A 13,472-nucleotide genomic window follows, 5' to 3' on the forward strand; every position below is an offset into this window, starting at 1 on the left:
GTGTCCGGGACAACTCGCAGTCCGACCCTCGCCGACGTGGCCGCGGCCGCCGGGGTGTCGTTGTCGACGGCGTCGCTCGCCTTCTCCGGCAACAAGCCGGTCTCCGAGTCGACCCGGGCGCGGGTGCTCGACGCCGCCTCCTCGCTGGGCTACACCGGCCCCAACCCGCTCGCCCGCAACCTGCGCCAGGGCCGCAGCGGAGTCGTCGGCATCGCCGTCGGCCGCCTCAGCACCGCGTTCCGCGATCCCGCCGCGCTCCCGATGCTCGACGCCGTCTCCGAGGTCCTCGAGTCGGCCGGCGTCGGCCTGCTGCTGATGGCCGACGGCGACGAGCAGAGCCGGCTCCCCCTCGACGCGGTCATCTACGACAACTGCGGCCGCGAGACCTGGGCTCCGTACGACGACCTGGTGGCGCGCGACGTGCCGATGGTCGTCGTCGAGGGCCCCGCGTGGCCCGGCACGACGTTCGTCGACGTCGACCACCGTGGCGGGTCGGCCGCCCTGGCCGAGCACCTGCACGACCTCGGGCACCGCCGGGTCGCCCTCCTCACCCTCGAGGCGTCGCACCCGCAGCGTGAGCGTGAGGCCGGCATCCGGGACGTCTTCCCCGACGCGAACACGATCGGTGCGTGCCCGAGCGACCACGAGGCGGCGCAGGCGATCGTGGCCGGCTACCTCGACACCGGTCCCGACGTGACGGCCGTGGTCTGCCAGAGCGACGTCCAGGCTGCGGCGGTGGTCATCGAGGCGCGCCGCCGCGGGCTGCGGGTGCCCGAGGACCTGAGCGTCGCGGGCTTCGACGGCGTGGCGACGCCGTGGCTCGACCTCGAGCTCACGACCGTGGTCCAGCCGATCGCCGACAAGGGCCGTGCCACGGCCGAGGCGGCGCTGGCCCGGGTCGACGGCGAGGACGTCGCTGACGTGCTGCTCCCCGTGAGGCTGCGTGTCGGTGAGTCCACCGGGCCGGCCCGGGAGGACTAGCGCCGGTTCCAGTCGGTGCCGGGAGGACCCGACTCGAGCCAGGCCTGGAAGCCGGTGAGCGACGCCTCGCTCATCGCGATCTCCAGCGGCTCGCCGGCGTAGTGGCACGCGGCGACCACGTGGCCGTCGTACAGCGACATCTCCTCGGTCCCGGCCGGCGCCCGTCGCCCGGAGTACTCGAGGTGGTCACGCGCCCAGACGCGCTTGGGGCGCGGGGACAGCGAGAAGATCCGGAACCACTCCAGCGACTGCCCGGAGTAGCGGCCGATGCCGAGCAGCCAGCCGCGCCCGGGGTGCTCGGTGCGGACGCGGTAGCTCAGCTCGAAGGTGCCGCCGTTGCGGGCGAGGAAGCGGCGTCGGACGATCAGCGAGATGCCGTAGAGCAGGGCCAGCAGCAGGGCGAGCCCGACGACGTCGAGCATCCACTCCCAGACCGGCATCCACACCCTCCACACGCCGACAGAACAAAGGTGAGCGCACGAACCGTGTGGTTCGTGCGCTCACCCTAGCGGTCGTGCGGAGGACCTCGTCAGGAGGCCCGCTCCGCGGCGCGGACGCGCGCCTCGGCGCGGCGAACCTTCTCCTGCGCCTCGTCGTCGTTCTCGCCGGCCTGCTTGCAGCGCTCGAGCTCCTGGCGTGCCTGCTCGAGGTCGATCTCGTGCGACATCTCGGCCCGCTCGGAGAGGATCGAGACGCGGTTGTCGGCCACCGACAGGAAGCCGGCGTCGACCGCCGCGACCCAGGTCTCACCCTCCACCGTCTGCACGTCGACGACGCCCTCGATGATCGAGGACAGCAGCGGCGCGTGGTTGGGCAGGATGCCGACGTCGCCCTCGGTGGTGCGGGCGATGACCATGGTGGCCTGGCCCGACCAGACGAGCCGGTCCGCAGCGACCAGCTCGACCTGGAGGACCTTGTCGGTCGACTCGGCCATCAGAGGCTCTTCTGGATCTCGGCCCACTTCTGCTCGACGTCGTCCAGACCGCCGCACATGAAGAAGGCCTGCTCGGCCACGTGGTCGTACTCGCCGTCAGCGATCTTGTTGAACGCCTCGATGGTGTCGGCCACCGGGACGGTCGAACCCTCGATGCCGGTGAACTGCTTGGCGACGTAGGTGTTCTGCGAGAGGAAGCGCTGGATGCGACGGGCGCGGGAGACGATGATCTTGTCTTCCTCGGAGAGCTCGTCGACACCGAGGATCGCGATGATGTCCTGGAGCTCCTTGTTGCGCTGCAGGATCTGCTTGATCCGGACGGCGCAGCGGTAGTGGTCGTCGCCGATGTACTGCGGGTCGAGGATCCGCGAGGTCGACGTCAGCGGGTCCACGGCCGGGTAGATGCCGAGCGAGGCGATCTCTCGCGAGAGCTCGGTCGTCGCGTCGAGGTGCGCGAAGGTCGTGGCCGGGGCCGGGTCGGTGTAGTCGTCGGCGGGGACGTAGATCGCCTGCATCGAGGTGATCGAGTGACCACGCGTCGAGGTGATGCGCTCCTGGAGCTGGCCCATCTCGTCGGCGAGGTTGGGCTGGTAGCCCACCGCGGACGGCATGCGGCCGAGCAGCGTGGAGACCTCGGAGCCGGCCTGGGTGAAGCGGAAGATGTTGTCGATGAAGAGCAGCACGTCCTGCTTCTGCACGTCACGGAAGTACTCCGCCATGGTCAGCGCCGAGAGGGCGACGCGCAGGCGGGTGCCCGGCGGCTCGTCCATCTGGCCGAAGACGAGGGCGGTCTGGCCGATGACGCCGGCCTCCTCCATCTCGACGATGAGGTCGTTGCCCTCACGGGTGCGCTCGCCGACACCGGCGAACACCGACACACCACCGTGGTCCTTGGCGACGCGGGCGATCATCTCCTGGATCAGCACGGTCTTGCCGACGCCGGCGCCACCGAACAGGCCGATCTTTCCACCCTGGACGTAGGGGGTCAGGAGGTCGATGACCTTGATGCCGGTCTCGAACATCTGGGTCTTGGACTCCAACTGGTCGAAGGCCGGGGCCTTGCGGTGGATGCCCCACCGCTCCTTGACCTCGAGGGTCTCGCCCTCCTCGAGGTTGAGGCACTCGCCGGTGGTGTTGAACACCTTGCCGAGGGTCGCGTCGCCGACCGGCACGGTGATCGACTCACCGGTGTCGGTCACCTGCGCGCCACGGACCAGGCCGTCGGTGGGCTTCATCGAGATGGCGCGGACCATGCCGTCGCCGATGTGCTGGGCGACCTCGAGCGTGATGGTCGTGGTCTCGCCACCCAGGGTCAGGTCGACCTTGAGGGCGTTGTAGATCGCCGGCATCGCGTCGGTCGGGAACTCGATGTCCACGACCGGGCCGATGACGCGCGTGATGCGACCGGCCGAGCCGGCGTTGCCGGAGGTCTGGGTCTCTTCAACAGTGGCAGTCATTTCTCTCACTCACTCCCGGCGTTGGCGTCGGCAAGGGCGTTGACGCCACCGACGATCTCGCTGATTTCCTGGGTAATGCCGGCCTGGCGGGCCTGGTTGGCGATTCGGGTGTACTTCTTGATGAGCTCGTCGGCGTTGTCCGTGGCGGACTTCATCGCCTTCTGGCGAGCGGCCAGCTCGGAGGCGGCCGCCTGTAGCAGGGCGAAGAAGATCCGGCTCTGGACGTAGCGCGGGAGCAGCGAGTCGAGCACCTCGGAGGGAGACGGCTCGAACTCGTAGAGCGGCAGCAGGTCGTCCTTCTCGGGCGCCTCGGTGCCCTCGACGACCTCCAGCGGGAGCAGGCGTACGGCGGTGGGCTCCTGGCTGAGCATCGAGCGGAACCGCGTGTAGACGACGTGGACCTCGTCCACGGCGACCTCGTCGGTGCCGGTCTCGCCCAGGAAGGCCTCGATCAGCGTGGCGCCGATCTCGGCCGCCACGTCGTAGGTCGGCTGGTCGGAGAAGCCCGTCCACGCCTGCACGACGGCGCGCTGGCGGAACTTGAAGTAGGCCTCGCCCTTGCGACCGCTGACGTAGAGGTCGACGTCCTTGCCCTCGCTCTTGAGCTTCTCGACGAGGCGCTCGGCCTCCTTGAGGACGCTCGAGGAGTAGGCGCCGGCCAGGCCGCGGTCGGAGGTGACCACGAGCACGGCGGCCCGCTTGGGGTCCTCCGGCTCGGTGGTCAGCGCGTGGTCGACGTTGGAGAACGTCGCCACGGCCGACACCGCACGCGTCAGCTCACGGGCGTACGGCGCTGCCGCCTGGGCCCGCTGCTGTGCCTTGATGATCCGCGACGCAGCAATGAGCTCCATGGCACGCGTGATCTTCTTCATCGACTCCGTCGACTTGATCCGCGCGCGGTACTCGCGTACCGAGAGAGCCATTGCGTCAGCCCCGCTTCTGCTTGACGATCTGCTCCTGCTCGACGTCCTCGTCCTCGAGGGCGACGTGCTCTTCCTTGCCGGCCTTGATGCTCTGGCCGTCGGAAGTCTCGAACTGGTCGAGGAAGGAGTCGTAGGCCGCGGTGAGCTCGGCCTCGGCGTCGTCGTCGAACTTCGTGGTCTCCCGGATGCCCGCGAGGATGCCCTCGTGGCTGCGGCGCAGGTAGTCCAGGAACTCGTGCTCGAAGCGCAGGACGTCGTCGGTGGGGACCTTGTCGAGGCGGCCGGTGGTGCCGAGCCACAGCGAGGCGGTCATCTCCTCGACGGGGTACGGCGAGTACTGCGGCTGCTTGAGCAGGGCCATCAGGCGCTGGCCGCGGTCGAGCTGCTGGCGCGAGGCCGCGTCGAGGTCGGAGGCGAACATGGCGAACGCCTCCATCGCGCGGAACTGCGCCAGGTCGACCTTGAGCGAGCCGGTGACGGCCTTCATCGCCTTGGTCATGGCCGAGCCACCCACGCGCGAGACCGAGACACCCACGTCGATGGCGGGACGCTGGTTGGCCGCGAACAGGTCCGACTGCAGGAAGATCTGGCCGTCGGTGATCGAGATGACGTTGGTCGGGATGAACGCCGAGACGTCATTGGCCTTGGTCTCGATGATCGGCAGGCCGGTCATCGAGCCCTTGCCCATGGCGTCGGAGAGCTTCGCGCAGCGCTCGAGCAGCCGGCTGTGCAGGTAGAAGACGTCACCCGGGTAGGCCTCGCGGCCCGGCGGGCGGCGCAGCAGCAGCGACACGGCGCGGTAGGCCTCGGCCTGCTTGGTCAGGTCGTCGAAGACGATCAGGACGTGCTTGCCCTCGTACATCCAGTGCTGGCCGATGGCCGAGCCGGTGTAGGGGGCGAGGTACTTGAAGCCGGCGGAGTCGGACGCCGGGGAGGCCACGATGGTGGTGTACTCCAGGGCGCCGGCCTCCTCGAGGGCGCCACGCACGGAGGCGATGGTCGAGCCCTTCTGGCCGATGGCGACGTAGATGCAGCGCACCTGCTTGTCCGGGTCGCCGGACTCCCAGTTCTGCTTCTGGTTGATGATCGTGTCGATCGCGATGGTGGTCTTGCCGGTGGCGCGGTCACCGATGATCAGCTGGCGCTGGCCACGGCCGATCGGGGTCATCGCGTCGATGGCCTTGATGCCGGTGGCGAGCGGCTCGTGGACCGACTTGCGCTCCATCACGGTCGCGGCCTGGAGCTCCAGGGGACGACGACCGGTGGTCTCGACGTCGCCGAGGCCGTCGATCGGGTTGCCGAGGGGGTCGACGACGCGGCCGAGGTAGCCGTCGCCGACGGGGACCGAGAGGATCTCGCCCGTACGGCGGACCGACTGGCCCTCCTCGATCTTGTCGAAGTCACCGAGGACGACGACGCCGATCTCGCGGGTGTCGAGGTTCAGGGCGATGCCCAGCGTGCCGTCCTCGAACTCGAGCAGCTCGTTGGCCATGACCGAGGGCAGTCCGCTCACGCGGGCGATGCCGTCAGCGGCCTCCGCGACGGTGCCGACCTCTTCCGTGGTCGCCGACTCGGGCTTGTAGTCCGACACGAAGCGCTGCAGCGCGTCCCGGATCTCGTCCGGACGGATGGACAGCTCCGTCATTTCACTCACCTGTTTCTCTGGGTCTGCTCGAAAGAACTTGTGGGGTCTGTGGATCTGGTGGGTCAGCCGGCGAGCTTGCGCCCGGCGTCGTCGAGGCGGCTCGCGACCGTCCCGTCGATGACGTCGTCACCGATGTCGACCCGGATGCCGCCGATGACCTCGGGGTCGACGACGACGTTGAGGTGCACCGTGCGGCCGTAGGTGCGCGAGAGCACCGCCTGCAACCGCTCGCGGTCGGCCTCGGCCAGGGGCCGGGCGACGCGCACCGTGGCGACCCGCTGCTCGCGGACCTCCGCGGCCACCTTCTGGTACTCGCCGAGCGCGACCCCGACGGTGCGGTGGCTGCCCGAGAGCGCCTGCTGCACCAGGGAGACCGTCGCCGGCAGGACCTTGTCGGCCAGCAGTCCGCTCACCAGACCGGACTTGTCCTCCCGGCTGCGAGCCGGGTCGGAGAGCGCCTCGCGCAGCTCCGGGCTGCCCTGGACCAGCTGGCCCACCGCGAAGAGCTCGTCCTCGAGGCGGTCGGCCTGGTCGGCCGAGGACCGGACCACGGCGACCACGCCGAGCTGCTCGAGCGCGTCGGCGAGGTCGCGGGCGGCGGTCCACCGCTGGGCGACCGCGGTGGTGACGACCTCGAGGGCCTCGTCTGCCACCTTGCCGCTCAGCACGTCGCGGACCAGTCCGGCCTTGGCCTCACCGGGGACCGACACGTCGGTGGCGACGCGGCGCAGGCCCGGCTCGGCGCGGAACAGGTCCGCAGTGCCGAACAGGTCCTGACCCACCTTGCGCAGGTCGCCCGTGCCGGGCAGCACCTGGGCCGCCGCGGCGTAGGCGTCTGCGGACGCACCTCGCATCATCAGTTGACGCTCCCCGACGTGGCGCCGCCCTGGGCCTCCAGGTCGGCGAGGAAGCGCTCGACCACGCGGCTCTGGCGAGCCTCGTCCTCGAGGCTCTCGCCCACGATGCGACCGGCCAGGCCGGTCGCGAGGGAGCCCACCTCGGCACGGAGCGAGGTGACCGCCTGCTGGCGCTCGGCCTCGATCTGCGTCTTGCCGTGCTCGACGATGCGGGCGGACTCGGCCTGGGCCGCCTCCCGCATCTCCGCGACGATCTGGGCGCCCTGCTCGCGCGCCTCCTCGCGGATGCGCGCCGCCTCGTGGCGGGCGTCCGCGAGCTGCTTCTCGAGCTCGGCGAGCTTGGCGTCGGCCTCGGCCTGCTTGGACTCGGCTGCGGCGATGCCACCCTCGATCGCCTGCGTGCGCTCGGCGAAGGTCTGCTCGAAGCGCGGAGCCACGAACTTCCAGATGAGGAACAGCAGCAGGCCGAAGACGACCAGCGACAGGGCGGCCTCGACGGGCACGAAGCCGAGCGGGTTCTCCGGGGCGTGGCCGCCCTCGGTGGGCTCGGTTCCTTCCGCGAGGAAGATCAGATTCTGCATGGCAGTCCTTCGTCAGTCGTGCAAGCGGGTCGTGTCAGAGGACGAACGCGAGCGCGATACCGATGATGGCGAGCGCCTCGGCCAGGGCGAAGCCCAGGATGGCGATCGACTGCAGGCGGCTCTGGGCCTCGGGCTGACGCGCGACACCGGAGATGTAGGCGGCGAAGATCAGGCCGATACCGACACCGGGGCCGATCGCAGCGAGACCGTAACCGACCATGTTGAGGGAGCCTTCCACGGCTTTTTCCTTTCGGTTGTTTCTGCTCGAGCCCTGATTGGGCTCTGGGTGGAGAAGTGGGAAATCGGGGTGGTGCTCGGCGCTCAGTGCTCGTCGGCGAGGGCGCCGGAGATGTACATCGCGTTGAGCAGGGTGAAGACGTAGGCCTGCAGGAACTGGACCAGGAGCTCGAGGAACGAGATCGCGATCGCGAGCACCCAGGCGAGGGGACCGGCGACGTAGCCGATGCCGCCGTACTCCAGCAGGAAGAGGCCGCCGGTGGAGAACAGGATGAGCAGCAGGTGGCCCGCGAACATGTTGGCGAAGAGACGGAGGGCCAGCGTGACCGGTCGGACCAGGATGTTGGAGAAGAACTCCAGCGGGACCAGGAGCGGGTACATCACCGGGCTCACGCCGCTCGGGACGCTCTGGAGCTTGAGGTAGCCGAGGAGGCCGTGCTTCTTGATGCCGACGGCGTTGTAGATCACCCAGCTGAGCGCGGCCAGCGCGTAGGCCATCGAGGCGCGCGAGAAGGTCGGGAACTGGATGCCCGGGATCGACGCGAAGGCGTTGTTGACCAGGATGAAGAAGAAGATCGTCACCAGGTAGGGGACGAACTTGATGAAGTCGTGGCTGCCGATGATGTCGCGGCCGATCGAGTTGCGGACCATGCCGTAGGCGCTCTCGCCGGCGAACTGGAGGCGGCCCGGCACCAGGGTGGCGCGGCGGAACGCCGCGTAGAAGAAGACGAAGACCACGACCGCGCCGAGGACCAGCTGGACCATGGGCTTGGTGACCGCGGTGTCACCGATGTGGAACAGCGCGACCTCGGAGAAGTCGAAGCTGTTGGGTCCCGGGGCGACGAATTCGTCGCCGGACGCAGCCATCGTGGTGCCGAACATCGAGTCAGTCTCCTACTGGCTTGCCTTGTTGAACCGTGCGTATGTCATGTAGATCCCGAAGCCGGCACCGATCAGGATGCCGATCGCCACGAGGAACTCCGTACCGAGCCACCGATCGAGTGCCCAGCCAGCGAGACCGTAGAGGGCCACACCCGACACGACGTAGCCGAAGGCGTGCCAGGGGTCGCCCTTGGGGGTGTCGTCGGGTCCGGCCGTCGGGGGAAGCTGTCGAGCCATCGCGGTCCGCACACTAGCAGCGGAATCGGTCATCGCTCACCCCCGGGGTGGTCCACCAACTCGTCGCTGGGAGCGGTGCTGGGAGCGGTGCCGGGGGCAGCGTCGCGAGCCGTCCCGGAGGGCAGCTCGTAGGCCGGGATCCGCTGGCGCGTGGCCGCCACCAGCTGGCCGGTGACCCAGAGCAGCGTCACCGCGATGACGCCGGCAGCGAACCAGCCGCGCGAGAGGTCCTCGGCGCCCACGTCGGCCCGCTCGATGGCAGCGATGCAGAGGCCCAGCACGAGGAGCTGGAGGGCGTACGTCATGAGGGCGACCAGCAGCGACGCTGACGGCATCAGGCGGGCGACCACGGTCACCACCGCCACCCCGAGCGCGAACACCGCGAGCGTCAGCACTCCCCCGCCGGCGGCACCGGCGACCGCGGCGCGGTCGGAGGCGAGCGCAGCGGCGAGCACCAGGACGAGGACGGCGACCGCACCTGCGCCCAACGCACCGAGGAGCGGCGACAACCCTCTGCGGGTGTCCTGCTTCGACTCGGTCGTCATGGCGGCGGCCTGTCCGTTGTGGGTCAGTTCTGACTGCTCGTGAAAACTATCACAAAGTCCCGGACCCCCTCCAATCAGGGTCCCGGGACCTGCTCCTCGGGCTCGTGCTGCGCCTCCGACCATGCCGCATCCGGGCTGTCAGCGCGACCCTCCAGGGCGGCGTTCTCGGGCAGGCCCGTGTCACCGAGGCCGGTCTTGCGCGGCCGGTGCACCTTGGGCAGGACGAAGGTCAGCAGGATCGTCAGGGCGAGCATCGTGCCGAGACCGACCCACACCAGCGGGTCGTCGGAGAGGCTGACGATGACGGCGCCGGTGGCGAGCGTGAAGGCCCACATCCACATGATCAGCACCGCGCGGCGCTGCGAGTGGCCGATCTCCAGGAGCCGGTGGTGGAGGTGCTGCTTGTCGGCACTCATCGGCGACCGGCCCGCGCGCGTGCGTCGTACGACCGCGAGGACCATGTCGGTCATCGGCACCATCAGCAGGGAGATCGGCAGGAGCAGCGGCAGCACCGTGACGAAGAGGCTGTTGCCCTCGGTGCTGGGCATCCCGAAGAACTGGCCGGTGAGCGTGAGCGCGCTCGCCGACAGGACCAGACCGATCAGCATCGACCCGGAGTCGCCCATGAAGAGGCGCGCCGGGTGGAAGTTGTGCGGGAGGAACCCCGCGCACGCGCCGGCGAGGGCCGCGCTCAGCAGCGCTCCGGTCGTGGCCAGGTTGAGGTTGTTGGTCGCCGAGAGCGTGTAGCAGTAGAGGAAGAAGGCCGCGGCGCCGATGCCGACCACCCCGGCTGCCAGGCCGTCGAGGCCGTCGACGAAGTTGACGGCGTTCATGGTCCCGATCACCACGACAAGGGTGAGGACCGCGCTCTGGGCGTCGTCGAGCGAGAACAGCGTCCCGTCGGGGCTGGGGAAGTAGTAGAACCGCACACCCAGCGCGTAGAGGATGCCGGCGGCGAGCACCTGGCCGCCGAGCTTGGTGAGCGCGTCGAGCTCGAAGATGTCGTCGATGACGCCGACCGCGCACACCAGCGCGCCCGCGAGGAGCACCACCCCGGCGTCCTTGAAGACGAAGACCTCGCTGCGGCCACCGAGGAACGGGAGCTCGCGGGCCACGACGTAGGCCGCGCACAGGCCGCCGAGCATCGCGAGGCCGCCGAGGTAGGGAATCGGCTCGGCGTGCACGTCGCGGTCGCGGACCGCCGCGACCGCACCGGTGCGCAGCGCGATCTCCCGGGCGATGACGGTGAGGAGGTAGGTCACCGACACGGCGACCAGGAAGACGAGGAGGTACTCCCGCACGCGACCTAGCCCTCGTCCGCCAGCACGACGCCGTGCTCCTCGATCGCGGCGTTGAGCGCGTCGAGGGAGAGGGCGCCGAGCCGCAGCACACGACCCTCCGGGATCGTGACGTCGATGATCGTGGAGGCCTCGCCGCCCGGCGAGGTGCCCCCGTCGACGATGACGGCCACGGCGTCGCCCAGCATCTCCTCGGCCTGGTCGGCGTCGGTGGCGGCGGGTCGGCCGGTGAGGTTGGCCGAGCTGACGGCCAGCGGGCCCGTCCGTTCGAGGACCGCGAGCGCGACCTCGTCGTCCGGCATCCGTACGGCGACGGTGCCCCGCGTCTCCCCCAGGTCCCACATCAGCGAGGCCTGCTGGCGGCAGACGAGGGTCAGCGGGCCGGGCCAGAACTGCTCGACCAGCGTGCGCGCCCAGGTGGGCACGCCCTCGGCGAGCGCGTCGAGCGTGGTGGCGGCCGAGACCAGCACGGGCGGGGGCATGTCGCGCCCGCGTCCCTTGGCCTCGAGGAGACCCTTCACGGCGTCATGGGAGAAGGCGTCGGCGGCGATCCCGTAGACGGTGTCCGTCGGGATGACCACCAGCTCTCCACGTCGTACGGCGGCAGCCGCGGCGGTCACCGCCGCCTCCCGCTCCTCCTCGGTCGAGGTCGCAAGCCTGTCCACGGCGCTCATCGTGCCAGCCGCGCGGTGAGATAGCGGGGTCGACCCGCGAGGTCGCGGTGGTCGGCCACGTCGAGCCAGCGCCCGGAGGCAGCGAACACGCCCGGTGCAGACTCCCCCTGGACGTCCGCGTGCTCGGCGCCCACCGCTCCCCCGGGCCGCAGCAGCAGCGCCGCGCGCTGCTCCAGGACGCGGATCGCGTCGAGCCCGTCCTGGCCGGAGAAGAGCGCGAGGTGAGGGTCGTGGTCGCGTGCCTCGGCGGCCACGGACTCCCACGCCTCGAGCGGGATGTAGGGCGGGTTGCAGACCACGACGTCGACAGTGCCACGGAGGTCGTCGAACGCCGTGGCGAGGTCGCCGTGGCGCAGGTCGACGCCGGTGCCGCTGAGGTTGCGCTCGGCCCACGCCAGCGCGCCCTCGTCGAGCTCGACGGCGTGGACCTCGGCCTCGGGGACCTCGTCGGCCACTGCCTTGGCGATCGCGCCCGAGCCGGTGCAGAGGTCGACGACGACAGGGGGTCGGCCGAGGGCGAGCGCGGCATCGATCGCCCAGCCGGCGAGCAGCTCGGTCTCCGGGCGGGGCACGAAGACCCCCGGACCGACGGCCAGCTCCACGTGCCGGAAGGCGGCCGTGCCGGTCAGGTGCTGGAGCGGCTCGCGGGCGGCGCGCCGCGCGACGAGGGCGTCGTACTGCTCCTCCTCCCCCGTGCCGAGGTCGTCAACGAGGGGCAGCCGTCCCAGCGGGACGTCGAGGACGTGGGCGAGGAGCAGGTCGGCGTCGCGCTCGGGCGAGGCGACGCCCGCCTCGCGCAGCCGGGCGGCACCCTGGCGGCGTGCCGCACTGGCGCGCACTCAACCCTCCAGGGCGGCCAGGCGTGCCGCCATGTCGGCCTCGACGCAGGAGTCGAGCACCGGCTGGAGGTCGCCGTCGAGCACCTGGTCGAGGTTGTAGGACTTGTATCCGGTGCGGTGGTCGGAGATCCGGTTCTCCGGGAAGTTGTAGGTGCGGATCCGCTCGGAGCGGTCGACCGTGCGCACCTGCGAGCGCCGCGCGTCGCTCGCCTCGGCGTCGGCGGCGTCCTGGGCCGCCTGGAGGAGGCGCCCGCGCAGGATGCGCATCGCCTGCTCCTTGTTCTGCAGCTGGCTCTTCTCGTTCTGGCAGCTCACCACGATGCCGGTGGGCAGGTGGGTGATCCGCACGGCCGAGTCGGTGGTGTTGACGCTCTGGCCGCCGGGGCCGCTGGAGCGGAAGACGTCGATGCGCAGGTCGTTGTCGTCGATCGTGACGTCGACCTGCTCGGCCTCGGGCATCACCAGCACGCCGGCCGCGGAGGTGTGCACGCGGCCCTGCGACTCGGTGACCGGCACCCGCTGCACCCGGTGCACGCCGCCCTCGAACTTCAGCAGGGCGTACGGCGCCTGGCCGGGCTCGACGGTGCCCTTCGCCTTGACCGCCGCGGTGACCGACTTGTAGCCGCCGAGGTCGGACTCGGTGGCGTCGAGGACCTCGACGCTCCAGCCGCGCCGCTCGGCGTAGCGGGAGTACATCCGCAGCAGGTCGCCGGCGAACAGCGCCGACTCCTCGCCGCCCTCGCCGGACTTGATCTCGAGCAGGGCGTCCTTGCCGTCGGCGGGGTCGCGCGGCACCAGCAGGCGGCGAAGCCGCTCGCCGGCGACCTCGCGGCGCGCGGCGAGGTCGTCGGCCTCCTGGGCGAAGGCCGGGTCGTCGGCGGCGAGCTCGCGGGCGGCCTCGATGTCGTCACCGAGCTGGAGCCACTCCTGCCAGGTGGTCACGACGGCGGTCAGCTCGGCGTAGCGCTGGTTGAGCTGCTTGGCCAGGCGCTGGTCGGCATGGGTCTCCGGGAGCGCCAGGCGTTGCTCGAGCTCGGCGTGCTCCTCGCGCATGCCCTCGACGGCCTCGAACATCGCTCCTCCTCCTGCTCACCACGACCCGGACAGACGACAAGGCGCCGGCCACCCGCGGGATGCGGGCGACCGGCGCCTGACGTGGGCTACTTGCTCTCAGCAGCCTTCTTGCCGTAGCGGGACTCGAACCGGGCGACGCGGCCGCCGGTGTCGAGGATCTTCTGCTTGCCGGTGTAGAACGGGTGGCACTGCGAGCAGACATCGGCGTGGATCGAGCCGGAGGTCGCGGTGCTGCGGGTGGTGAACGACGCGCCACAGGTGCAGGTGACCTGGGTCTCGACGTACTCGGGGTGAGTGTCCTTCTTCAT

Annotated in this window: 17 protein-coding genes; 1 reads left to right on the top strand and 16 read right to left on the bottom strand. The window is 70.4% G+C overall.

Annotated features, from left to right (window positions below; all coding sequences use genetic code 11):
• On the top strand, positions 1-981 hold the full coding sequence (locus J2X46_RS00795; protein ID WP_310245671.1) for a LacI family DNA-binding transcriptional regulator: 981 nt from the start codon (positions 1-3) through the stop codon (positions 979-981).
• Here J2X46_RS00795 and J2X46_RS00800 read toward each other — a convergent pair.
• The 16 genes from J2X46_RS00800 to rpmE form a co-directional block, all read right to left on the bottom strand.
• The gene (locus J2X46_RS00800; protein WP_310245674.1) at positions 978-1,421 is read right to left on the bottom strand and encodes a DUF2550 domain-containing protein; all 444 of its coding nucleotides are present in this window, start codon (positions 1,419-1,421) and stop codon (positions 978-980) included. The genes J2X46_RS00795 and J2X46_RS00800 overlap by 4 nt on opposite strands.
• A gap of 89 nt (positions 1,422-1,510) precedes the next feature.
• Positions 1,511-1,915, bottom strand: coding sequence for a F0F1 ATP synthase subunit epsilon (locus tag J2X46_RS00805; RefSeq protein WP_310245677.1), 405 nt, complete (start codon positions 1,913-1,915; stop codon positions 1,511-1,513).
• Complete coding sequence (gene atpD, locus J2X46_RS00810) at positions 1,915-3,372, bottom strand: F0F1 ATP synthase subunit beta (RefSeq protein WP_310245680.1); 1,458 nt, start codon at positions 3,370-3,372, stop codon at positions 1,915-1,917. Before atpD ends, J2X46_RS00805 begins: the two co-directional genes overlap by 1 nt.
• 5 nt (positions 3,373-3,377) lie before the next feature.
• Positions 3,378-4,295: a F0F1 ATP synthase subunit gamma gene (locus J2X46_RS00815; protein ID WP_310245683.1), complete on the bottom strand. Its 918-nt coding sequence runs from the start codon at positions 4,293-4,295 to the stop codon at positions 3,378-3,380.
• Between the two features lie 4 nt (positions 4,296-4,299).
• The gene (gene atpA / locus J2X46_RS00820; protein WP_310245685.1) at positions 4,300-5,940 is read right to left on the bottom strand and encodes a F0F1 ATP synthase subunit alpha; all 1,641 of its coding nucleotides are present in this window, start codon (positions 5,938-5,940) and stop codon (positions 4,300-4,302) included.
• Positions 5,941-6,002: 62 nt separating this feature from the next.
• Positions 6,003-6,797, bottom strand: coding sequence for a F0F1 ATP synthase subunit delta (locus J2X46_RS00825; RefSeq protein ID WP_310245686.1), 795 nt, complete (start codon positions 6,795-6,797; stop codon positions 6,003-6,005).
• On the bottom strand, positions 6,797-7,378 hold the full coding sequence (locus tag J2X46_RS00830) for a F0F1 ATP synthase subunit B (protein WP_310245687.1): 582 nt from the start codon (positions 7,376-7,378) through the stop codon (positions 6,797-6,799). The genes J2X46_RS00825 and J2X46_RS00830 overlap by 1 nt, the downstream gene beginning before the upstream one ends.
• 34 nt (positions 7,379-7,412) lie before the next feature.
• Positions 7,413-7,598, bottom strand: coding sequence for an ATP synthase F0 subunit C (gene atpE, locus J2X46_RS00835; RefSeq protein ID WP_236404967.1), 186 nt, complete (start codon positions 7,596-7,598; stop codon positions 7,413-7,415).
• Between the two features lie 101 nt (positions 7,599-7,699).
• Positions 7,700-8,497: a F0F1 ATP synthase subunit A gene (atpB, locus tag J2X46_RS00840; RefSeq protein ID WP_310245692.1), complete on the bottom strand. Its 798-nt coding sequence runs from the start codon at positions 8,495-8,497 to the stop codon at positions 7,700-7,702.
• A gap of 12 nt (positions 8,498-8,509) precedes the next feature.
• Positions 8,510-8,734, bottom strand: a complete 225-nt coding sequence (locus J2X46_RS00845; protein ID WP_310245696.1) for an AtpZ/AtpI family protein — start codon at positions 8,732-8,734, stop codon at positions 8,510-8,512.
• 29 nt (positions 8,735-8,763) lie between these two features.
• Positions 8,764-9,279 (bottom strand): hypothetical protein, encoded by a 516-nt coding sequence (locus tag J2X46_RS00850; RefSeq protein WP_310245699.1) that lies wholly within the window; start codon positions 9,277-9,279, stop codon positions 8,764-8,766.
• A 74-nt stretch (positions 9,280-9,353) separates the two neighbouring features.
• Positions 9,354-10,580, bottom strand: coding sequence for an MraY family glycosyltransferase (locus tag J2X46_RS00855; protein WP_310245701.1), 1,227 nt, complete (start codon positions 10,578-10,580; stop codon positions 9,354-9,356).
• Positions 10,581-10,585: 5 nt separating this feature from the next.
• The gene (locus J2X46_RS00860; protein ID WP_310245704.1) at positions 10,586-11,251 is read right to left on the bottom strand and encodes an L-threonylcarbamoyladenylate synthase; all 666 of its coding nucleotides are present in this window, start codon (positions 11,249-11,251) and stop codon (positions 10,586-10,588) included.
• Positions 11,248-12,090 (bottom strand): peptide chain release factor N(5)-glutamine methyltransferase, encoded by an 843-nt coding sequence (prmC, locus tag J2X46_RS00865; protein ID WP_310245706.1) that lies wholly within the window; start codon positions 12,088-12,090, stop codon positions 11,248-11,250. Before prmC ends, J2X46_RS00860 begins: the two co-directional genes overlap by 4 nt.
• Complete coding sequence (prfA, locus tag J2X46_RS00870; protein ID WP_310245708.1) at positions 12,091-13,164, bottom strand: peptide chain release factor 1; 1,074 nt, start codon at positions 13,162-13,164, stop codon at positions 12,091-12,093. It lies immediately after the preceding gene.
• A gap of 86 nt (positions 13,165-13,250) precedes the next feature.
• A complete protein-coding gene (gene rpmE / locus J2X46_RS00875) occupies positions 13,251-13,472 on the bottom strand; it encodes a 50S ribosomal protein L31 (RefSeq protein WP_310245711.1) in 222 nt (73 codons plus the stop codon).

Source organism: Nocardioides sp. BE266 (assembly GCF_031457855.1).
Taxonomy (GTDB): domain Bacteria; phylum Actinomycetota; class Actinomycetes; order Propionibacteriales; family Nocardioidaceae; genus Nocardioides.